21 protein-coding genes and 1 pseudogene are annotated in these 21,769 nt (G+C 45.8%); 16 read left to right on the top strand and 6 right to left on the bottom strand.

The window, feature by feature from the left end; genetic code table 11:
* Nucleotides 1-152: 152 nt before the first annotated feature.
* From NYE49_RS04455 to lnrN, 13 genes and pseudogenes are all read left to right on the top strand, one after another.
* Entirely contained in the window at nt 153-1,874 is a 1,722-nt protein-coding gene (locus NYE49_RS04455; protein WP_268556126.1) for an ABC transporter ATP-binding protein, read from the top strand.
* Nucleotides 1,868-3,682 carry an ABC transporter ATP-binding protein gene (locus NYE49_RS04460; RefSeq protein ID WP_047182298.1) on the top strand — a complete coding sequence of 605 codons (1,815 nt, stop codon included), beginning with the start codon at nt 1,868-1,870 and terminating at the stop codon, nt 3,680-3,682. The genes NYE49_RS04455 and NYE49_RS04460 overlap by 7 nt, the downstream gene beginning before the upstream one ends.
* Before the next feature lie 153 nt (nt 3,683-3,835).
* On the top strand, nt 3,836-4,240 hold the full coding sequence (gene catD, locus NYE49_RS04465; protein WP_015252533.1) for a DoxX family oxidoreductase CatD: 405 nt from the start codon (nt 3,836-3,838) through the stop codon (nt 4,238-4,240).
* 17 nt (nt 4,241-4,257) lie between these two features.
* Nucleotides 4,258-5,115: a catechol 2,3-dioxygenase gene (gene catE / locus NYE49_RS04470; protein ID WP_047182299.1), complete on the top strand. Its 858-nt coding sequence runs from the start codon at nt 4,258-4,260 to the stop codon at nt 5,113-5,115.
* 96 nt (nt 5,116-5,211) lie between these two features.
* Nucleotides 5,212-6,156, top strand: coding sequence for an AraC family transcriptional regulator (locus NYE49_RS04475; RefSeq protein WP_047182300.1), 945 nt, complete (start codon nt 5,212-5,214; stop codon nt 6,154-6,156).
* Between the two features lie 206 nt (nt 6,157-6,362).
* Nucleotides 6,363-6,494: pseudogene (locus tag NYE49_RS04480) on the top strand (hypothetical protein); the annotation flags it as partial.
* A gap of 27 nt (nt 6,495-6,521) precedes the next feature.
* Complete coding sequence (locus NYE49_RS04485; protein ID WP_047182301.1) at nt 6,522-7,463, top strand: sugar phosphate isomerase/epimerase; 942 nt, start codon at nt 6,522-6,524, stop codon at nt 7,461-7,463.
* A gap of 9 nt (nt 7,464-7,472) precedes the next feature.
* Entirely contained in the window at nt 7,473-8,654 is a 1,182-nt protein-coding gene (locus NYE49_RS04490; RefSeq protein WP_080344172.1) for a Gfo/Idh/MocA family oxidoreductase, read from the top strand.
* Between the two features lie 123 nt (nt 8,655-8,777).
* Entirely contained in the window at nt 8,778-9,980 is a 1,203-nt protein-coding gene (gene lnrJ, locus NYE49_RS04495) for a two-component system sensor histidine kinase LnrJ (RefSeq protein ID WP_080344173.1), read from the top strand.
* Nucleotides 9,977-10,639 carry a two-component system response regulator LnrK gene (gene lnrK / locus NYE49_RS04500; RefSeq protein WP_015383129.1) on the top strand — a complete coding sequence of 221 codons (663 nt, stop codon included), beginning with the start codon at nt 9,977-9,979 and terminating at the stop codon, nt 10,637-10,639. Before lnrJ ends, lnrK begins: the two co-directional genes overlap by 4 nt.
* Nucleotides 10,640-10,782: 143 nt before the next feature.
* Entirely contained in the window at nt 10,783-11,718 is a 936-nt protein-coding gene (gene lnrL, locus NYE49_RS04505) for a linearmycin resistance ATP-binding protein LnrL (protein WP_342410956.1), read from the top strand.
* A gap of 11 nt (nt 11,719-11,729) precedes the next feature.
* Nucleotides 11,730-12,920, top strand: a complete 1,191-nt coding sequence (gene lnrM, locus NYE49_RS04510) for a linearmycin resistance permease LnrM (protein WP_342410957.1) — start codon at nt 11,730-11,732, stop codon at nt 12,918-12,920.
* A 14-nt stretch (nt 12,921-12,934) separates the two neighbouring features.
* Nucleotides 12,935-14,092: a linearmycin resistance permease LnrN gene (lnrN, locus tag NYE49_RS04515; protein WP_217020695.1), complete on the top strand. Its 1,158-nt coding sequence runs from the start codon at nt 12,935-12,937 to the stop codon at nt 14,090-14,092.
* A gap of 72 nt (nt 14,093-14,164) precedes the next feature.
* Here lnrN and padR read toward each other — a convergent pair whose 3' ends face one another.
* Nucleotides 14,165-14,713 carry a transcriptional regulator PadR gene (gene padR / locus NYE49_RS04520; RefSeq protein ID WP_217020696.1) on the bottom strand — a complete coding sequence of 183 codons (549 nt, stop codon included), beginning with the start codon at nt 14,711-14,713 and terminating at the stop codon, nt 14,165-14,167.
* A 277-nt stretch (nt 14,714-14,990) separates the two neighbouring features.
* Between padR and estB the strand changes: the two genes are divergently transcribed.
* Nucleotides 14,991-15,623, top strand: a complete 633-nt coding sequence (gene estB, locus NYE49_RS04525; protein WP_251188104.1) for an esterase EstB — start codon at nt 14,991-14,993, stop codon at nt 15,621-15,623.
* A gap of 218 nt (nt 15,624-15,841) precedes the next feature.
* Nucleotides 15,842-16,930, top strand: coding sequence for an acyltransferase family protein (locus NYE49_RS04530; RefSeq protein WP_342410958.1), 1,089 nt, complete (start codon nt 15,842-15,844; stop codon nt 16,928-16,930).
* Nucleotides 16,931-16,965: 35 nt separating this feature from the next.
* Here the strand turns inward: NYE49_RS04530 and NYE49_RS04535 are convergent, their stop codons facing one another.
* The 3 genes from NYE49_RS04535 to NYE49_RS04545 are packed head-to-tail and all read right to left on the bottom strand — an operon-like array spanning nt 16,966 to nt 18,807.
* The gene (locus tag NYE49_RS04535) at nt 16,966-17,583 is read right to left on the bottom strand and encodes a TetR/AcrR family transcriptional regulator (protein ID WP_042978133.1); all 618 of its coding nucleotides are present in this window, start codon (nt 17,581-17,583) and stop codon (nt 16,966-16,968) included.
* A complete protein-coding gene (locus tag NYE49_RS04540; protein ID WP_342410959.1) occupies nt 17,549-18,025 on the bottom strand; it encodes an MFS transporter in 477 nt (158 codons plus the stop codon). Before NYE49_RS04540 ends, NYE49_RS04535 begins: the two co-directional genes overlap by 35 nt.
* Nucleotides 17,917-18,807: an MFS transporter gene (locus NYE49_RS04545; RefSeq protein WP_342410960.1), complete on the bottom strand. Its 891-nt coding sequence runs from the start codon at nt 18,805-18,807 to the stop codon at nt 17,917-17,919. Before NYE49_RS04545 ends, NYE49_RS04540 begins: the two co-directional genes overlap by 109 nt.
* A 122-nt stretch (nt 18,808-18,929) precedes the next feature.
* On the opposite strand from NYE49_RS04545, the gene bstA reads away from it, so the two are divergent.
* Nucleotides 18,930-19,466 carry a bacillithiol transferase BstA gene (bstA, locus tag NYE49_RS04550; protein WP_174616567.1) on the top strand — a complete coding sequence of 179 codons (537 nt, stop codon included), beginning with the start codon at nt 18,930-18,932 and terminating at the stop codon, nt 19,464-19,466.
* Here the strand turns inward: bstA and NYE49_RS04555 are convergent.
* Together NYE49_RS04555 and NYE49_RS04560 are read right to left on the bottom strand one after the other, a co-directional pair.
* Complete coding sequence (locus tag NYE49_RS04555) at nt 19,463-21,019, bottom strand: MFS transporter (protein ID WP_342410961.1); 1,557 nt, start codon at nt 21,017-21,019, stop codon at nt 19,463-19,465. The two genes, bstA and NYE49_RS04555, sit on opposite strands and share 4 nt — an antisense overlap.
* Before the next feature lie 111 nt (nt 21,020-21,130).
* Nucleotides 21,131-21,613: a MarR family transcriptional regulator gene (locus NYE49_RS04560; RefSeq protein WP_003233577.1), complete on the bottom strand. Its 483-nt coding sequence runs from the start codon at nt 21,611-21,613 to the stop codon at nt 21,131-21,133.
* Between the last annotated feature and the right edge of the window lie 156 nt (nt 21,614-21,769).

Here is a 21,769-nt window from a genome sequence, read left to right on the forward strand (position 1 = left end):
TGACTAAAAGATAAAGTGATTTTGGTTATCGATAAATTCAGTGCTTTTCTATGCTTTCATAACACTTCATGACAGTAAAATTCTTTCATCAAGCCCTATAAACAATTAAAATAAAAAGTACATATTGCTAAAAGGGGTTTGGAGGCTTTTACATGCAAAAGGCTTTGTCGTTTTTAAAACCATATTCATTGCTGGCGGGAATTGCTCTGATTCTTATGCTGACGGAGCTTGCAGTTGAACTGATGCAGCCTTTATTGATCGCAAAAATCATCGACGATGGGATATTGAAGCAAGATCTGCGGCATGTATGGATATGGGGCGCGGTCATGATCGGGCTGACCGTGTTATCCTTTGCGGCGGGGATGCTGAATTCCTTTTATGCCGCCCATGTCAGCCAAAGCTTTTCCTATGATACGAGAAAAGGGCTTTTTCAAAAAATCCAGTCCTTCTCCTATTCCACATTTGGACAGTTTTCGTCCTCTTCTTATATTACAAGGCTGACAAACGACGTCACACAGGTTCAAAATATGATTTTTATGAGTTTGCGGTTTATGCTGCGGGCTCCCTTAATGATTGCAGGAGGCATTGTGCTGTCGCTTGCCGTTAATGTGAAACTCGGCTTTTTTCTGCTTGTGACCATTCCGATCCTGATCTTGTTTTTGCTATGGGTATTAAGGAAAGGCGGGGCACTGTTCCGCTCAGTGCAGAAAAGGCTGGATCAAGTGAACACCATCATGCAGGAAAATTTAATCGCAATCAAGCTGATCAAAGCGCTGCTTCGCGGCAGCCACGAAGTCAAACGATTTATCAAAGCCAACACAAGGCTGATGGAAAAAACGGTTTCGGCCTTTCAGCTTGTGGAATTCACGATGCCTGTACTGATGCTGATGATGAATCTCTGCATCCTTTTGATTTTGTGGGCGGGGTCCTACAGTATTACGAGCGGAAGCACTCAGGTTGGCGATGTTGTTGCGATAATTAACTACGCAACACGAATTACAGGTGCGCTTTCGATGTTTCCGTTTTTGATTATGATTTTCACCAGGGCGAAGGCTTCAGGGGATAGAATCGGTGAGGTGCTTGAAACAGAAGGCGACGAGCGGGAGGAAGGCATCATATCTGATCGTTTGTCAGGACGGATTGAGTTTCAGCATGTATCCTTTCGCTATCCTGAAATGGACAGAGAAGCGCTCAGGAATGTCTCATTTTCCGCAAAGCCAAGAGAAACGATCGCGATTCTCGGTGCGACGGGCTCGGGCAAGTCCACGCTTTTTCAGCTCATTCCGCGGCTTTATCAGCCGGATTCAGGCCGCATTTACATAGATGAAAAGCCGGTTCAAGATTTTCCGGCTGAAGGGCTGCGCAGGCAAATTGGATATGTACCTCAGGAAGTCCTCTTGTTTTCCGGCACAATCAAAGAAAACATCGCTTGGGGCAAAGAAAATGCTTCACTAGATGAAATAATGGATGCGGCCAAACATGCGCAAATTCATGAAACGATTTTGAAGCTCCCAAATGGATATGACACTGTTTTGGGGCAAAGAGGCGTCAACCTGTCCGGCGGCCAAAAACAGCGAATTTCCATTGCGCGGGCACTGATTCGAAAACCGGCTATCCTTCTATTAGATGACAGCACAAGCGCGCTTGATCTGCAAACGGAGGCGAAGCTGCTTGAAGCAATCAGCACATACCATTGCACAACTTTGATCATTACACAAAAAATAACCACGGCGATGAAAGCTGATCAGATTTTGCTGCTTGAGGACGGCGAACTGATTGAAAAAGGCACTCACAGTGAGCTGCTTTCTGAATCTCAGTTATACAAGCGCATTTACGAGTCACAATTCGGAAGGGAGGGGAGCGAGTCATGCTAAAAGACATCCGCAAGCCATTCCAATATCCCAAACTGCCAATTGACAAAAAAGAAGGCGCGAAAAAGCGGGCGAAAGCAAAGGATACAAAGGGCACACTGAGACGAATCTGGTCTTACTTGGCTGAAAGAAAAGGACTGCTGATCCTTGTCATGCTGATGGTTGTCATCAGCGCGATATTCGGGCTCCTTGGCCCCTTTGTGATTGGAAAGGCCATCGACCATTTTATCGTCGGGAAAACGGTCAGCGGCTTGATTCCCGTTTTGCTTCTTCTGCTCGCTATCTATATCATTCAGTCTCTGTCGCTTTGGTTTCAAAACTATTGGATGATTACGATCTCGCAGGGCACGGTTTTCAGAATGAGAAGCGAATTGTTCACCCATCTGCATGAGCTGCCGATTCCATTTTTTGATAAACAGCGGCACGGCGAGCTGATGAGCCGGGTGACGAATGACATCGAAAATGTCAGTTCTACCTTAAACACGTCAGTCATTCAAATTTTGTCAAGCGTGATCACCTTTGTCGGGACGATTGCGGTGATGCTGTACATGAGCCCGCTCCTTACATTGATTACGCTGACCATTATTCCGGTGATGGCAGCGAGCCTGAAATGGATCACCAACCGAACGGGAAAGCTGTTTAAAGAACAGCAGAAAAACCTTGGTGATCTGAATGGGTATATTGAGGAATCTGTTTCAGGCGCAAAGGTCATCAAAGCATATTCACGTGAGAAGCAGATTACTGCTGAATTCCTCGAAAAAAACGCTGCACTCAAAACTTCGGGCTTTTGGGCGCAGACGATTTCCGGGTTTATTCCGAAGGTCATGAACTCTTTGAATAACTTAAGTTTTACAATGATTGCGGCAATCGGCGGTTTGTTTGCGCTGAAAGGCTGGATCTCGATCGGCTCCATCGTCGTCTTTGCCGAGTATTCAAGACAATTTACACGCCCTTTAAACGATCTGGCCAACCAGTTTAATACGATGCTGTCCGCAATCGCCGGCGCTGAACGGGTGTTTGACGTGCTTGATGAAAAAGAAGAGCGCGAGGATGAAAAGAACGCCGTGCATCAGCCCATCCAAACAGGCAGCATTGAATTCCGGGATGTGTCCTTCGGTTACGATAAAGGGCAGCAGACACTGAAGCATTTACAGTTTACCGTGCCTGCGGGGCAGTCCATTGCGTTTGTCGGACCGACGGGGGCGGGGAAGACAACCGTCACCAACCTTCTCGCCCGTTTTTACGAGCCTAACGAAGGAAAAATTTTAATCGACGGTACAGATATTAAAACCCTTACTAGAGCGAGCCTGAGAAAAAACATGGGGTTTGTTCTTCAGGATTCTTTCTTATTTCAGGGAACGATCAGAGAAAACATTCGCTACGGCAGGCTTGATGCTTCTGATCAGGAAGTCGAAGCCGCTGCAAAAACAGCGAATGCCCATAGTTTTATTGAAAGGCTGCCAAAAGGGTATGACACCGTGCTGACGCAAAACGGTTCGGGCATCAGTCAAGGACAGAAGCAGTTGATTTCTATAGCGAGGGCGGTGCTTGCCGATCCGGTTCTTCTCATTTTGGATGAAGCGACAAGCAACATTGATACCGTTACAGAAGTCAACATTCAAGAAGCGCTCGCCCGTTTAATGGAAGGAAGAACAAGCGTCATCATTGCCCACAGGCTGAACACCATTCAAAGAGCGGACCAGATTGTGGTGCTTAAAGACGGTGAAATGATTGAAAAAGGCAGCCATGTCGAGCTGATTCGGCAAAAAGGATTTTACAGTGACTTATATGAAAGCCAATTTGAGAAATAGACCTTTGTCCTGCACAGAGGTCTTTTTTGTTACAGTTTTATAGTACTTTTATTTCATTTTCGTAAAATGTAACAAAATTACTTGACGTAAACAAGTTATGTATATATACTAGCTTACATTAAGTAAGTGATAACATTTATCAAGGAGGATAAAATGAATAAATCATTTGAAATTGGCACATTACTTTTAAGAGTTATTACAGGTATTATCTTTTTTGTTCACGGTTTATCAAAGTTTCAGGGGATGGAGGGCACCATCCAATTTTTCGGCAGCATAGGCCTTCCAAGCTTTATGGCGTATGTCATCGCAGCGATTGAACTCATTGGCGGAGTGCTTGTCTTCTTCGGATTGGCTACACGTATTGTCGGTGTCCTGTTCGCTCTTACACTGATCGGCGCCATCATCACTGTTAAGCTGAAAGCGCCATTCATGGGCAATGCAGAATTTGATTACCTTCTGCTTTTGACATCCATTCACCTGGCGCTTACTGGAAGTCGATTCCTGGCGCTGGACCCATTTGTGTTTAAAGGAAAAAAGAACGAAAACGTTTCAGCATAAGAAAAGAGGCATGCAGCATGACCAGCATTCATGAGGATACACACATTGGCTATGCCAAACTCACAATTCGCAGTCTGAAGCGTTCGCTTCAGTTCTACTGTAACGTTATCGGTTTTCAAGTCTTAAAAAAGACGGATCGCCAAGCTGAATTAACGGCTGACGGGAAACGCGTCCTGCTTATTCTTGAAGAAAATCCGAGCGCTGTCGTCTTGCCTGAACGGTCTGTGACAGGCCTTTATCACTTTGCGATTCTTCTTCCGGACAGGAAAGAACTTGGGATCGCGCTCGCCCGCCTGATTGAACACGGCATTGCTATCGGACATGGAGACCATGCTGTCAGCGAAGCGCTCTACCTGTCTGATCCTGACGGAAACGGCATTGAAATGTACGCTGACCGCCCCCGCAGCACGTGGCAGCGTGATCTGGAAGGAAACTACGTCATGACGACAACCGCTGTTGACATTGAGGGCCTTCTGGAAGAGGCAGGAGATGAGCGGAAAACATCGCTTCCGAACGATACAATCATCGGACACATTCATCTGCATGTCAGTGATTTGAAAGAAGCAAAGGCGTTTTATACAGATGTACTGGGTTTTGACATTGTCGGAAACTATGCGGGCATGTCCGCCCTCTTCGTTTCAGCCGGGGGGTACCACCATCATATCGGCTTAAACATTTGGGCGGGAAGAAATGCGCCGCCTAAACCGACAAATGCCAGCGGACTAGACTATTACACTGTTGTCCTGCCTCACCAAGAGGAGCTGGACTTAGTGGCAAACCGAGTCAAACATGCCGGGTATTCGATTGAAGAGTCGGAAAACAGCTTTCGTGTGAAAGACCCTGTTTCCGGCGCCTATATTACATTTGTGATTTAACTGCAATCCCCTTGCCGAAAAAACGGCAGGGGGATTTTTTATTTTTGTCCGCCTTGTTATGATGAGAGAACCACCAACTTGTTAGGAGGCGTTTACATGGAACTCGACCACCTTGTCACAGGCAAAATCGCTTTAAATCAGTATGTGCATCGCTTAGAGCAAAAGGATGTTTCATTTTACGTCCATTATTGGGGAGCAATGACGAACCACTATAACACACTGCTTCATAAGCATTCCTTTTATGAAATTTGTTACGTGGTAAGAGGTGAAGGATATTACCTTGAAGGCGATCGTACATATCCGCTTCGGGAACAGACGATTTTTTTGTCAAAGCCGGATCATTTGCACCAAATCAAAAGTGAAACAGGACTGTTCATTTTTTATGTCGCTTTTGAGCTGAGCGAGGATCAATCAAGCGCTGAATGGATCAACGTGATGGAAGAAGTGAAACAAAGCCCCCTTGTCACAGTGCAAATAAAAGATGGCGAACCTCCGGGCATTCTTTGGAAAACGTTAATGCTGCAAGCATCTCAGCCAGTCAATGCTTTTGACAAAGAGATCCTATCCCAATTGTCGCACGCATTGATCCTGTCATTAATCCAAACCTTTCTCCCGTCCGCCCGCCGCCCGAAAAACAAGCAGTTCATTCAAAGCTCATCTGCTTTGCTGACGGAGGTCAAACTGCACATTAAAGACAATCTGTCACAGTCTTTAAAGCTGACGGATGTTGCCGGCCATTTTCATATCTCAGGCAGGCACTTATCACGTTTATTTGCAGCAGAACTGGGTGTCAGCTACTCTGAGTTTGTCCAAAATGAAAAAATCAATAAAGCCGCCGCCCTGCTGAAGTCAACGAATCTATCGATAAAGGAAATAGCGGAAGAAATAGGATTCTCTGTACATTATTTTACACGCGTATTTTCTGCCAAAATCGGCAGCTCTCCAGGACTTTTCCGTTCCCTTTATAAAGACTCAAAAATGACCACATTTCAAATCAATAAACCTTTTCAAAAAATTGAACAGGCCAAGCCGCACGAATAAGATGTCCTGAAATGACAAAATAATGTCTCCATATGATAAAGACGCAAGAAATCTCGTTGTCTTATAATTTTTTAAGAAAGCGGTTTCTGTTTGAAAGCCGTCTTTTCTTAACATTTCTGTCCCATGTACATGATCGAATTGACATCGGTAATTTGCTGTACGATCGCGGATTCCTATCCCAATGAATAGACTGCGCCTGATCTACAGCTCTTGAAAATCTTTTAAAATATGTGCCTGAAACAAAAGGGCGGTCACTTGAACAGCTTGAGCATTCATTCCGCCAGTATGGCCGCCAAGCTGATCAGGACATGCCGACTCAATCGACTCACTTATCGTAATCTGCAGATATGAGGAGGAATCTATCAATGAAACTATCTTATGTAACAGACAGCCTAGGGCATTTGCCTTTTGAAGACATGCTCGATTTTGCCGCAAAGCTTGGGATCGATACACTTGAAATGACAACCGGGGGCTGGTCGCCTGCGCCTCACTTGAATCTTGATGAACTGCTGCAAAGCAGCCACAAAAGAGAAGAGTTTTCAGCAGCGCTGGAAAAGCGGAATATGACACTTTGCGCTTTAAACTGCTCGGGGAATCCTTTAGATCCAGGCGAACTGGGCAAATTGCACAGAGAAGTAACGGACAAAACGATGGAGCTGGCTGGATTATTAGGTGTCAAAAAAGTGATCATGATGAGCGGCCTGCCAGCCGGCGGCCCGGACGACAAAGTGCCGAACTGGATCACATACACAGTGAGCTGGCCTCCCGTTTTAAAAGATATCCTCAACTATCAATGGGAAGACGTTGCGATTCCGTATTGGAAGGAACTTGTCAAAAAAGCGGAAGCCTGCGGAGTTGAAAAAATCGCGCTTGAGAACTTCAGCTCTCAATTAGTCTATAATCCTGAGACACTCTTTCGACTCAGAAAAGCGGTCGGCCCGATGGTCGGTTTGAATCTTGATCCGAGCCACTTATTATGGATGGGTGCAGACCCGATCATCGCAGCAAGGGATCTCGGCGAAGCCATTCACCATGTTCATGGAAAAGATGTCAGAATTGAAAGATATTTAGCTGCGGTAAATGGGTTTTTAGAAACAAAAGAAGTGACAGATCCTGCGAACCGGGCATGGAATTACGTAGCAGTCGGCTGCGGACAGGATTTACAGTGGTGGAAGGAATTTTTTTCAGTTGTAAAAATGATGGGATATGATGATGAGGTTTCTTTAGAAATGGAGGATCTGACGATGTCACCTGAAGCGGGCATCCGCACTTCTGTAGAAGCATTAAAACAAACCATCAGCCAATAGGAGGTTTTCATGATGCTAAATGGAGAAAGAATCATCTCCAAGCCGCTGCGCTGGGCAATGGTAGGCGGAGGACGGCTTAGCCAGGTTGGGTATAAACATCGTACTGGAGCGCTAAGAGACAATACTGCTTTTCAATTAACTGCCGGCGCTTTTGATATCGATGCCGAAAGAGGAAAAGACTTCGGGATGAACCTTGGAGTGGATGCGGAACGCTGTTATCCCGACTATCAAACAATGTTTGCGGAGGAAGCGAAAAGACAGGATGGCATAGAGGTTGTATCGATTGCCACTCCGAACGGCACTCATTATGAGATCTGTAAGGCGGCGCTTGAAGCAGATCTGCATGTGATTTGTGAAAAACCGCTGTTCCTCACTTCAGAAGAGGGCTATGAAATCAAAGCGCTCGCAGAGAAAAAAGGGAAAATTGTCGGCGTGACGTATGGTTTTTCAGGCAATCAAATGCTTCTTCAAATGCGTGCGATGATTGAACAAGGAATGATCGGCGATATTCGCGTGGTTGACTTGCAGTACACACACGGTTTTTGTTCAGCAGATGAGGGCGAGAACATAAGCGCTGCACAGAAATGGCGTGTCGACCCTGCGATCGCCGGGCCAAGTTTTGTACTAGGCGATTTATCTACCCACACGTATTATATGTCACAGCTTATTCTGCCTAAGATGAAAATTAAAGAGCTACTGTGTGATCGACAGAGCTTCGTCGGCAGCCGCGCACCGCTGGAGGATAATGCCCATGTGCTGATGCATTATGAAAATGGAGCGGTTGGAACAATGTGGACATCGTCAATCAATGCCGGATGTATGGATGGCCATAGAATCCGGATTGTCGGCTCAAAGGCAAGCATTGAGTGGTGGGACAGCATGCCAAATGAACTGACGTATGAAGTGCAGGGAGAGCCGAGCCAGACACTCGTTCGCGGCATGCCGTATTTAGATGATGTTTGCAGCGCCGATGAACGACTAGGCGCCTTACACAGCGAAGGGCTGTCTGAAGCATGGGCCAATATTTATCTTAAATTTGCCATTGCGATAGACGCCAAAAACCGTGAAGAGGAAGAAATCTTGAATAACTTGGTTTATCCTGACATTGATGCAGGGATTGAGGGCATTCGCTGGATTGAGAACTGCGTGCGCTCGGCAAACCAAGGGTCAGTTTGGGTTGAATTTAAATAAATGAGGGGATGCGCCGCATATGACATAAAGTTCATATGCGGTTTTTATTTTCCAGAAACTCCTGTCAAAAATGCCCTGAGGCAGGTATGATAAGAAGGGAATTGGGTAACGGGAGTGATGAGCGTGAAGGCTCTTTTTTTTACGAGAATGTTCACCTTGATGGTGAGCTGTTTAATGTATCTGTCCATTGTGAAAGAGGATAACTGGTTTGGATATGTATTTATAGCAGCAGGTGCTGCCATGTATGCAGCCAATCATGTTTTGCTGACAAAAGAGACAAATGCCATCTGGTTCTGCCTGATTGATATTGCAATCGGCTTTTCGTTCGGATTTATCTTTCCCGGCACAGGTTTGTTCATTATTATGCTTTGTCCGGTTGCGGTCGCCTTTTTTCTGCGGGGGTTTCCTAAAAGAACAGCATGGTCTGTCTTATGTCTTTCCTCTATTTTATTTTTGACGGTCCTCATCCGTACATATGCGATGTTCGGCAATGAATTTGTCATTGATCATTTAACTAGCATGACATTCGTTGTCTTCTGCGGTGTCGTGGGCAAATTAATCCGCAAGCTGACGGATGCGCAGGAAACGGCAAAACAGCAGTACCGGGAACTGACAGAATCCCACTTGGCGCTGTCTTCCGCACATCAGGAGCTACATTTATATGCGAAGCAGGTTGAAGAGCTGACCGCCATTTACGAGCGGAACAGAATGGCAAGGGAAATCCATGATACAGTGGGGCATAAAATGACGGCCCTTCTCGTCCAGCTGCAGCTTTTGCGTGAATGGCAAAAAAGAGACAGCCAAAAAGCGGATGAGACAGTAGGTGTCTGTGAAACACTTGCCCGTGAAGCGCTTGATGATGTCCGCTTATCAGTACGCACTCTGCAAACTGAAAACGATCCTTCGCTAATCGAATCGCTGAAACAGCTGACAGAGGACTTTTGCAAAAATGCAGGAGTCACAACAGAATTTGCGGTCAGCGGTGATCCTGCAATTATCCCGCTGTCTCTCCATCCGACCCTGATCAGAACGGTGCAGGAAGCACTGACCAATGCCAAACGGCACGGCGGCGCCGCAGGTTGTTCGATACAGCTTGCCTGCACAACGGACAGCATCAGCCTTGTCATTAAGGATGACGGAAAAGGCAATCCCGAGGCAGCACTTGGATTTGGTCTCTTGAATATGAAAAAGCGGGCAGCGGAACATGGCGGTATGATCCGCTTTGAAAGCGAACGGGATCAAGGATTTACTGTAATCGCCGAATTTTCACTTGCCAATAAAAAATGGAGCTTCAGACCCGTGCAGCAAAAGGAGAGTTTATCATGATTAAGATCATCATTACCGACGATCAGGATATCGTCAGAGAAGGGCTGGCATCCTTGCTTCAGCTCCGAGAAGAGCTCGATGTGATCGCAACGGCGCGAAACGGACAGGAAGCCTTCGAAAAGGCGAAAGAGCTGGAGCCGGATATCGTGTTAATGGACATCCGCATGCCGGTCTCCAATGGTGTCGAAGGAACAAAATTGATTACAAGCTCTTTGCCCGGCGTAAAGGTTTTGATGCTGACAACCTTCAAGGACTCAGAGCTGATTGCTGAAGCGCTTGAAGAAGGAGCAAGCGGGTACCTATTGAAGGATATGTCGGCAGATACGATTGTAAAAGCGGTGATGACTGTTCATTCTGGCGGAATGGTGCTTCCTCCGGAATTGACTGCCCAAATGCTGAACGAATGGAAACGTGAAAAACAGCTGAAAGGAATAAATGAGATAGAAAAACCTAAGGAGCTGCTCGACTTGACCGAGCGCGAATTCGAAGTTCTGGCTGAGCTGGGGTACGGGCTGAATAACAAAGAAATTGCCGAAAAGCTTTACATTACAGAAGGCACAGTCAAAAATCATGTTTCAAATATCATCAGCAAGCTGGCTGTCAGGGACAGAACCCAAGCAGCCATTTACTCGGTCAGATATGGTGTATCTGTCTTTTGACATATGACGTTTTGCATATACGCTTCTCTGAAAAGGCCTTTTACAGGCCTTTTTTTCATGCCCTATGTTCTATCTGCCGCTACATGCCGCACGCCTTTCTTTCTTCTACAATGGCAATGGATCAAAAAAAGGAGTGAGACGACGTGCTGCAAGCAGAAAACATCAAAAAGGCATACGGAAAAAAAACAATCGTGAAAGGCATTTCTTTTTCCCTCAAAAAGGGGGAGTCGTTCGGTCTGCTCGGGCCAAACGGTGCGGGGAAGTCCACAACCATCTCGATGATTTCCGGCCTTGTGCCGCATGACAGCGGGAACATCACGGTGGGCGGCTATGTCATCGGAAAAGAAACGGCCAAAGCGAAACAAAAAATCGGCATTGTTCCGCAGGAAATTGCATTATATCCGACGCTGACGGCTCATGAGAATCTTATGTTTTGGGGGAAAATGTACGGACTTACGCAGGGTGAGGCCAAAAAAAGATCAGCTGAGGTCCTTGAATATGTCGGTCTGGCTGAGCGGGCTAAAGATAAGATTGAAACGTTCTCCGGGGGGATGAAACGAAGAATCAACATCGGTGCGGCTTTAATGCATAAGCCCGAGCTGCTGATTATGGATGAACCGACTGTCGGTATTGACCCTCAATCGAGAAATCACATTTTAGAAACGGTCAAACAGCTCAACGAAACGGGTATGACGGTGATCTATACGAGTCATTACATGGAAGAGGTTGAGTTTTTATGCGATCGGATCGGAATTATTGATCAGGGGGAAATGATTGCGATTGGCACAAAAACTGATTTGTGCAGCCGCCTTGGAGGCGATACCATCATTCAGCTCACGGTCAGCGGAATCGATGAAGCCTTTCTTTTGGCGATCCGTTCCCTGGCTCATGTGAATGATGTAACAGTCCAGGAGTCAGAGCTCAAAATTGACATTTCTCCGGCCCATCATGAGAAAGTCGTCACAAGTCTTCTTGCTGAAGCCGCTGCTCATCATATAAACCTGCTGTCTCTTCAGGTGCAGGAACCGAATCTGGAGCGCCTGTTTTTGAATCTGACCGGCCGCACGTTGCGGGATTAGGAGGGACGGCCATGAAAAAAAGCATATGGATCGCATGGAAAGATGTCAAAATCAGAATCACGGACAGAAAAGGGTTTATGATGCTTATCCTAATGCCGCTGATCCTAACCTGTATTTTAGGCGCGGCGCTCGGATCAGTTGTTGACGGAGGCAGCCGGATTGATGACATCAAAGTCGGCTACATTCCATCAGACCAGTCAGATGCAGCAAACATGTTTACAAAAGATGTTCTCAAAAAAATGAAGTCGATAAAGGTCACAAAAGCCAGCAGCGAAGACAAGATGAAAAAGCTGATTGATGAAAAGAAAATCGATGTAGGCATCGTCATCCTAAAAAATTGGGAAGCCGGCAAAACCTCAGCTGTTGTTAATGCCGCTCCTGATCAAACATTGAAAAGTTCCATCATTGAAACAGCTGCAAGCTCATTTATAGAGCAATATAAAGCGGTAAAGGAAGCCGCGTCAGGCTCAATGGACTACATCAGTAAAACGGAAGCTGTAAAGCAAGGAAAACTTGACCCTGCACAGTTTGCAGAAAAGCTGGCAAAGACGCTAGAAAAAGAAACAGGTGACAAGCTTACTATTGCGGAAAAATCTGTGGGCAGCAAAGCCGTTACCAGTTTTCAATACTATTCGGCGGCAATGCTTTGCATGTTTATGCTGTTTCATATCACAGTCGGGGCGAAATCATTTTTACAGGAAAAGGATACGGAGACGCTTGCCAGAATGATGATGACGCCTGCGCAAAAATCCGTCATTCTCTTCGGAAAATGGCTTGGGACGTATCTGTTTGCCATCATACAATTTTTCATATTTCTGATCGTCACAATCAATGTATTTGGTGTGGACTGGGGCGGTAATCTGCTGTTCGTGAGTGTACTCGGGCTTTCTTACGCCGCAGCTGTATCTGGTATTTCAATGCTGCTTGCGTCGTGCATCAGCGAAATGAAAACTGCAGATGCGATAGGCGGCTTCGGCATTCAATTGCTAGCGGTTCTCGGCGGGTCCATGCTGCCGCTGTACCAATTTCCGGACGTCTTGCAGTCTGTATCCAAAGCGGTGCCAAATCGCTGGGCGCTTGACGGCTTTCTTTCTTTAATGGAAGGGGGAGGCTGGGCTGACCTTCAAAAGCCTGTGCTTCTTTTTGCGGCGATCGGCTTTTGTTCACTTGTAATTGGTATCAGACGGCTTCATACAAGATAAGGAGGTACACTAGGGTGAAAAAAATCATAGCCATTTGCGGCATTGAGCTTTCTCTCATTTTTAAGAAGCCACAGAACTATTTGATCATGTTTGCTGCCCCGCTTTTGCTTACCTTTGTATTTGGGAGTATGCTCAGCGGCAATGATGATAAGGTGCGGCTTGCAATCGTTGATCAGGACGATACGATTCTCTCACAGCATTATATTCGGCAGCTGAAGGCACACGATGATATGTATGTATTCGAAAACATGTCTGAAAGCAAAGCGTCAGAAAAGCTGAAACAAAAGAAAATTGCCGGGATCATCGTCATTTCCCGCTCGTTCCAGACACAGCTGGAAAAAAGCAAAAACCCTGAGCTGATTTTCCGTCACGGCCCTGAGCTGTCGGAAGCGCCGATGGTCAAACAATATGCAGAAAGCACATTGGCAACGCTCAATATTCAGGTGACCGCGGCAAAAACGGCATCTCAGACAGCGGGAGAGAACTGGAAGGCGGCGTATAAAACGGTTTTCGCCAAAAAACATGAAGATACAGTTCCGGCTGTAAAACGGCAGACGCTCAGTGATAAAAAAGAGGGTGCGGAAGCAAGTGACACAGCCTCCAGAGCAGCAGGTTTTTCCATCCTGTTTGTCATGCTGACCATGATGGGAGCGGCTGGAACCATTTTAGAAGCAAGAAAAAACGGCGTCTGGTCCAGATTGCTTACAGCCTCTGTCAGCCGAGCTGAAATCGGTGCTGGGTATGTGCTTTCCTTCTTTGTCATTGGCTGGATTCAATTTGGCATATTGCTTCTTTCCACCCATTGGCTGTTTGGCATCAACTGGGGGAATCCGGCTGCGGTTATTGTATTAGTGTCACTTTTTCTATTGACCGTTGTCGGCATTGGATTGATGATAGCGGCCAATGTCAGAACGCCGGAACAGCAGCTTGCATTCGGTAACTTGTTCGTCATCGCAACATGTATGGTGAGCGGGATGTATTGGCCGATCGACATTGAACCGAAATTGATGCAATCCATCGCTGAATTTCTTCCGCAAAAGTGGGCGATGAGCGGGCTGACGGAGATTATCGCTAACGGCGCCCGCGTCACAGATATTCTCGGAATCTGCGGCAGCTTGCTTGTTTTTGCAGCAATCACTTTCGCAGCGGGGCTTAAGGCGCTCCGAGCCTAAAAAACATCTGCCGTTTAGGCAGATGTTTTTTTGCATGTGGGTACATTCGTATGGGTGCAGCCTGAACTGCGGTTATTCCTTATCGATCATAGCTAAAATTGATTCCAGCCAAGAAACGTAATTTTTCTCCCGCTCCAGCGCTTTCGTCAGCACAAGATAGTGGCCGAAGTCCGGTGAAGAAAATGACATCGGCTCTGCTGAAGCCATAAGCTTTTCATAGCTTCCCTGTAAGTCAGAAAGCTTGGCCTGGCGTTTTTGCAGCTGGTCTTTGAACAAATCAGAAGCCTCCTGGCGCGATAGACAAGAAATGAAATAAGCCTTCAGCATAAATTCATCTTTTACCGTCTCGGGTATCGGCTGGTGGCGGATCAGCCAGTCATGCAGCTCCTGCTTTCCGCAGTCTGTCAGGGTGTACATCTTTTTCTCCAGCCTTGTGCCCTGAATCGTTGTCCGGAACGTGATAAACCCTTCATCCGTCAGCTTTTTGAGCTCAGGGTAAATCTGGCTGTGCTTGGCGCTCCAAAATTGGCCGAGCTCCTCTTTAAAATAACTCGTAATATCATATCCGCTCAATTCGCCTTTTCGCAAAAGCCCTAATATGGCGTATTTTAATACTCTCATGCGATCCTCCATGTCTATGGCTGTTTCACAAAAAAGATGAGACCGTGCTCATCTGTGATCCTAACTGCCTATTCCCCTTATTATAGAAAAGGGAGAAAGGGAACACAACCGGGCTCTTTGGAAATGAAAATAAAATTTTTGTCAGAAGGTATTCGATTTATCTCCGTCAATGATATAAAAGAGATTTAAATTTAATTTTCAGAAAAAATATTAACTATATTGATTTTTTATGTATAATAGGAAATTGGTGGTATCAACATTTTAAGGGGGAATAAACGTGAAAAAAGTACTTATGTCATTCATTATTTGTTTATCGCTGATTCTATCTGTTTTAGCCGCTCCGCCGTCAAGTGCAAAAGCTGAATCAGTACATAATCCTGTCGTTCTTGTTCATGGAATAAGCGGGGCATCATACAACTTTTTCGCTATTAAAAACTACTTAATTTCTCAAGGCTGGCAAAGCAACAAACTGTACGCAATTGATTTTTATGATAAAACAGGAAACAACCTAAATAACGGCCCGCAGCTTGCTTCATATGTTGACCGTGTTTTAAAAGAGACGGGGGCCAAAAAAGTAGATATTGTGGCTCATAGTATGGGAGGCGCCAATACGCTGTACTATATTAAATATTTAGGCGGGGGCAATAAGATTCAAAATGTCGTAACGCTTGGAGGGGCTAATGGTTTAGTATCATCAACCGCGCTGCCGGGTACAGATCCTAATCAAAAGATCCTCTATACATCTATTTACAGTCTCAATGATCAAATTGTCATCAATAGCTTGTCTCGGTTACAAGGAGCGCGAAACATCCAGCTTTATGGCATCGGTCATATTGGCTTGCTCTCTAATAGCCAAGTGAACGGCTATATCAAAGAAGGGCTGAATGGCGGAGGCCTCAATACAAATTAATATCTTCATAAAAAACCTGCAGTCTATGTTACGGCAGGTTTTTTGCATTTTTCTAGCAATCTCGTCTGAGAAAGATACATCAAAAAGCCAGAGGGGTTTATGACCTTAGTCTATCATGCATACGTCAATTTATGACATCAGGCACTTTTTCAAATAGAACAGACATGTTAAGGTACAACCATCGATTTCTATCAATTTGAAATAAAAGGAGCGCTGTTATGCAAATTAAAGAAATTTTTATGATCCGCTGCATTTCGTGCTTAAGTGTCGTCTTGCTCCATATCATTTCAATGGTCCTGATGCTTCAGGCAGAAGCTCTTGCAGATATTTCTCACACTGTTGATTCTTTCCGCACACTCCTGATGTTCAGCACGCCCGCTTTTATTTTCATCTCTGAATTTTTACTGGCCCGTTCTTATCCTGATGGGGTGCCTGACGGTTTTTTAAAGAAGCGGGGAAAAGTGATTTTTGTTCCTTTTTTATTTATCGCGGCCATCGATGCGCTGCTGATGACCAGTGCGGTGGGGGGAGGGGTAACCTTTCTCGCGTTTGTGCAAAAATATCTGGCGAACGTATTCTTAGGAAACTTTATCGGATACTTCATTCTCGTCATCTTTCAATTTTACATTCTGCATATGATGTTTCATGAGTATTTGAAAAAAGCATCGCCGAAATGGGTGCTGTCTATCTCATTTGTGGTGACAGCCGCTTATTTAGGCTATTTCTCCGCAGCCAGCCCGGCTCCTGCTTCTGAAGAGGGAGGGGCATTTCCGTTCTTCTGGGTTCCGTTCGCAGGCTGGCTTTTCTACTTTTGTCTAGCCTACTATTGCGGAAAAGAATACAAGCGTTTTTTAGCGTTGCTGAACCAATACCGCTGGGTGGTGTACGGCGCCGCAATTGCTTCTGGGGCGCTGGTTGTCACTGTTTCTTATGTGGGTGAAATCGGCATGATCAGCTCGAAGCGGCCTGATATCATGCTGTATTCAACAAGCATGATTTTTCTGTGTTTTCACTTGTTCTCCAAAATGAAGCATGTGCCGAAAATCATGATGTTTATCAGCAACTATTCCTTTTCGATTTATCTGCTTCATGCTTATTTTATGATTATAGGCTACGTGTTGCTTTTGAATATGCCCGAAATTCCTGCCGTACCGGCTGTTCTCCTGTTGTTTGCCGTGTGCACAGCCGGCCCGATTCTGACCTCATGGGCACTGAATAAGTTCAAATATGGGTATTTATTTGTGGGGAAAATTTATCAGCCGAAACAGAAGAAGGTAACAGTCGAAGTGCGTGATCACGCAGGATGAAAAGCAAGCGGCAGGAGGGCTCCTGCCGCGTTTCTTTACTTCTCATCCGCTTGCAGAACTGTTTTTAAATATAGTTTTGCAGACTCAGCAAGTCCAGATACATCAGCTTTTTCTTCATCGAAATACAGGGCGTTTTGAATGATGCCGTCATTCATATTGAGGAAAAACTTGGCGATAGTCGCAAGAGGCTGAAGCGGCTGAAACTCTCCCTGATCGATCCCTTTTTGCAATAGCTTTGAAAATCTTTCCACAAAAAGATCATACCTTTTCTCCAAATACTGCCTACGTTCCTCATTCCGCCAAGCTGTCACTAAATATTCAAATTGCACCGGCGCCAGCGTATCTGCTACATCACGCAGGCCCTCAGTCAGTTCATCCAAATAGATTGAAATGGCGGACCAAACACTTTGGTGTTCAGCTGATTTATCAAGCTTTCGGAGTCCTTCATCCAGCCCTGTTTCAATAATGCGGCGAAACATCTCCTCAGTGCTTGAAAAATAAAGATAGACACCGCCCCGGCTGAAACCTGACTCTTCTACAACGTCCTTCATCGTCGTTAATTCGAATCCTTTACGTTTAAAAACCGTTTTGGCAGCCTCTAAAATCTTTGCCTGTCGTTTATCCTTGTGCTCCTTTGTTACTTTTGGTGACAAGATATCGCCTGCTTTCTGAAACTTTCTTACCTACAAGTGTAATCAACCCAATCAAGATCAGCAAGCAGCCACAGACAAGAAAAGCAAGTGAAACACCGATCCATTCCGCCAGCATGCCTCCGCCCGCCATGCCGAGGATGGAGGCGAGGGTTGTCGCGCTCTGAATGGCGCCAAACACCCTGCCGCTGTAATCAACCGGCACTGTTGTTTGCACGAGAATTTGAAATGGAATATGGACCAGACCAAAAGCCGCTCCCATGATGAAAAAAGCGAAAATAAAAAGAGCAATGCCGGCAATTCCCATTCCGCTCAGAAATGGCACACCTCCAGTTGCTAGTCCAAGCAGAAAGGTCCCAGCTGAGAAATAAAGAAAATAAGAGGTGATTCGCCGTCTGCCGGCAATTGCCGCCGTAAGGAGCATGCCGGCTCCGCTGACGGCCATGCACCAGCCTGCAAGCTCAGGCGGAGCGCCTGAAAAAGAACGGATAAGAATGATAGCCTGGGAATCACCAATCTGCAAAACAAAGAGAACGACGCAAGCTGTGAGGTGAGTAAGCCTATTAAAAGAAGCGGCATCCGTTTCAAATACTGAAGGCCTTCTTTAATAGAAGCAAGTGCTGATGTTTTTTCTTGAGGTGTATTGGCTTTTTGTAAAAAAGCATCTTTGGGGAGGAAAAACAAAATGACAGCGGAAAGAAGAAAGGCGCCGGCGTTAATATAGAAAACAGAATGTATAGAGACAGCAGCGATCAGCATGCCGCCAAGGGCAGGGCCGAAGATTTTTGCACTGTTATCAATGATGCTGCTGGCGGAAACAGCCTGCTGAATGTGTGCTTCCGGAGCCAATTCCTTAAGCTTTCCGTTTTTAGCAGGTGAAAAAAGTGAAGAAAAACAGCTCTGAAGGCATAGCAATACGTAAAGCTGCCAAAGCTCACTGACATAAACGCAGCTGATAACGGTGAGGGCACGTCCGATTTCAGACAGAAACATGATCGTTTTTCTGTCAAAACGGTCGGCAAGCAGACCCGATACAGGTCCGAGTACAATGACAGGCAAAGCAAACGACATCATTAAAAGCGACATATCTAATGGAGAAGCATGAAGCTGAAAAGCGGCTAATGTTAGCACGGCCAAAATGTGAAGCCAGTCTCCAAGTGAAGAAATGGTTTGCGAGGCTAACAGTGTCATCAGTCCTTTTTGATTGCGAAACAACGGTTTTTCCATGATTCATCCTCCTGATCATTAAAATGACACTTGTGTCGTTTTTATTGTATGGGAAAAAGACACAATACACAATCTTTTTCTTGTAAAATAAAGGAGAAGAGTGAAAAGAAGGGGGAACATGCATGACAACAGACAACCTAAGCTACCCAATAGGAGAATACAAGCCGAGAGAATTCATATCGAAGGAGCAAAAAGATGAATGGATTCAAGCGCTTGAAAAAGTGCCGGCCAAACTGAAGAAAGCCGTTGAAGGCATGACGGAAAGCCAGCTTGACACACCGTACCGGGACGGTGGATGGACCGTTCGGCAAGTTATTCATCATCTGGCTGACAGTCATATGAACAGCTATATTCGTTTTAAATTGAGCTTGACGGAAGAGACACCGGCTATCCGTCCGTATGATGAAAAAGCATGGTCGGAGCTAAAAGACTCGAAAACGGCAGATCCGAGCGGCTCACTCGCGCTTTTGCAGGAGCTTCACGGAAGATGGACGGCTCTGCTCCGCACTCTGACGGATCAGCAATTTAAGCGCGGATTTTATCACCCTGATACAAAGGAAATCATTAATCTGGAGAACGCGCTCGGCCTGTATGTCTGGCACTCACATCATCATATCGCTCATATTACGGAGCTTTCCAGACGGATGGGGTGGACTTAACGCTTTTGCCGGCGGAACACCGGAATACTGATAGCCGCAATCACCAGAAGTGAGATCACAGCAGCCGCTGCATATAAATGATCATAGCCGCTGGCGACACTCGCATGAATGGCGTCGCTTATCGCGGTTTTGACTTCAGGAACGGGAATGCGTTCGATTTGTTCTTGTAAAGAAGAAACATCAGAACTGTCGATCTCCGGAATCATCTGCATCGCCTTTTCTGAATATCCGCTGTCCGATAAGCGGCTGCTGATCTCATCACCTATTTGGTCAAACCCGGCTGTGATAAAACCTGCATAAAGAGTAGGCGCCAAGGTCAGTCCAATTTGCCTTACTAATGAAAGCGTGCCAAGAGCTGTACCCTTATTTGTTTTTGCCGCTTCTGATACAAGGACGTTCAGCGGAGCGCCTAACAGGAAGCCAAAACCGATCCCAGCTGCCACACTTGCGATCACAAACTCCCATTTTTCCGTCACCCAGAGCGGAAATAAAGCAAACCCCGCACATGAGATGATTCCCGAAAGAATAACGGTTTTTACAGGACCTTTTTTGTCGGTAAGCGCTCCGCCAAGCCAAGCGCCGATTCCGGAAGCCAACGCAAGCGGTGTCATCCAATAGCCTGCTTTTGCGGCAGGGACACCCAAATACTGTTCGACATATGACGGGATAAAAATGACTGCCGCCAAGAGCCCCCCGGATAACAAACCGATGATAAGCGTGCGCTGAAACATATGGTTTCGCAGCAGAGAATACGCCAAAATGGGATCGCCTCCTCGCATTTCAACTCTCTTTTCATACGAGATAAGCGCTGCAAAACAAAGTATGCCAAAAATCATACATCCATAAACCTCCGGATTCCCCAAGCTGTGTAAGAGATTTGCCCCGTCAAGGTTCGTCATGCCGTACATCACGGCTAAAATCGACAGGGATAGAAGGAAGATTCCGGCCGCGTCGAGGCGCTTAGCTTCAGGTGCTTTTGTTTCCGCGATAAAATATGCGCCGAAAACAACCAATAGCACGGCAATCGGCAAATTAATCAAAAATAGCCAATGCCAAGACCCGGTCCAATCAAGGAGAAAGCTTCCGATATTTGGCCCGAGCACAGCGGCCATCCCGTTCATTGCGCCAAGCAGCCCAAGCGCCTTCCCCTGTTTTTCTTTTGGAAGGGTCGCGAGAATGTGAGAGCTGCCGATGATGAAAATCCCGCCGCCTCCAAGCGCCTGAATCAGCCGCGATATCAGAAAGAGCGGGAAGCTTTGGCTCAAAGCAACAAGCAAAGAACCAAGTCCGAACAGGCAAACCTCAATGAGAAAGAGTTTTTTTCTGCCGTAGCGGTCGGAAAGCTTTCCGACGATTGGCACACTGACGCTAAGACCAAGCGTATAAAGGGTAATGCCCCATGATCCCCAGGAAGGAGAAACGGAAAACGACTCGTTTATCGTTGTTAAGGCAGCTGAAATAATTCCGTTATCTAGCGCAGCCATAAATACACCAATCGTAAACAGGCTGATCGCCCACTTTTGGCCTTTCTGCTCTGTTAATGCTTCAGACATATTCATCAACCCCTTTTTTATTCACTCGAAGTATATTATTCATTTTAAATGAACTAAATGTCAAATAAAAAAAGCCTGCTCCCGCAGTTTGCGGATGACAGACTTACAGATTTATTCTTTTTTCGCTTTTTCTAATGCTCTTGAAAGGATAGACAGCCCTTCGGAAACAGCCTGCTTTTCTTCAGGGGACAGCAGCTCTAATGAACGCTTCAATTTCAGGTGGCCTTTTTCATACAAACCCCGAAAAATCTTTTTCGCATTCTCTGTCAACTGAACAACCACAGAGCGGCGGTCCTCTTCAGAATGTGAGCGTTTGACAAATCCTGATTTTTCAAGCCGGTCAAGCAGCCCAGTTGTATTGGACAGGGAAGCCCCCATTTTTTCAGCAATGTCGCTCACTTTCAATGTTCCATGGTTGTTTAATAGCATCAGCACCTTCATTTGCGGCATGCTCATATCCAGCTTCATCCACTCGGACACATCACCGAGCCCGGCGGAAGTTAAGACTTTCATATAGAGCACCCATATTTCCCGTTCTTCCGATGAAAGAATGTTTTCGTTTAATACTGTTGTATCGTGTAAATTATATTCCATTTCATCACTTCCTCATCATTCACTCCTCTTACCATATTACTCGATTTTCATACCTGAAAGAAAGTGAGCAGAAACCGCATGCGGGACTTTGTCCGAAAAATAACGGTAGTGTATAATGAGTTGGAGATTATTGGGGGAGAGGATCGAACTAGAATA

The organism is Bacillus sp. FSL L8-0358, assembly GCF_038593095.1.
GTDB lineage: Bacteria > Bacillota > Bacilli > Bacillales > Bacillaceae > Bacillus > Bacillus subtilis.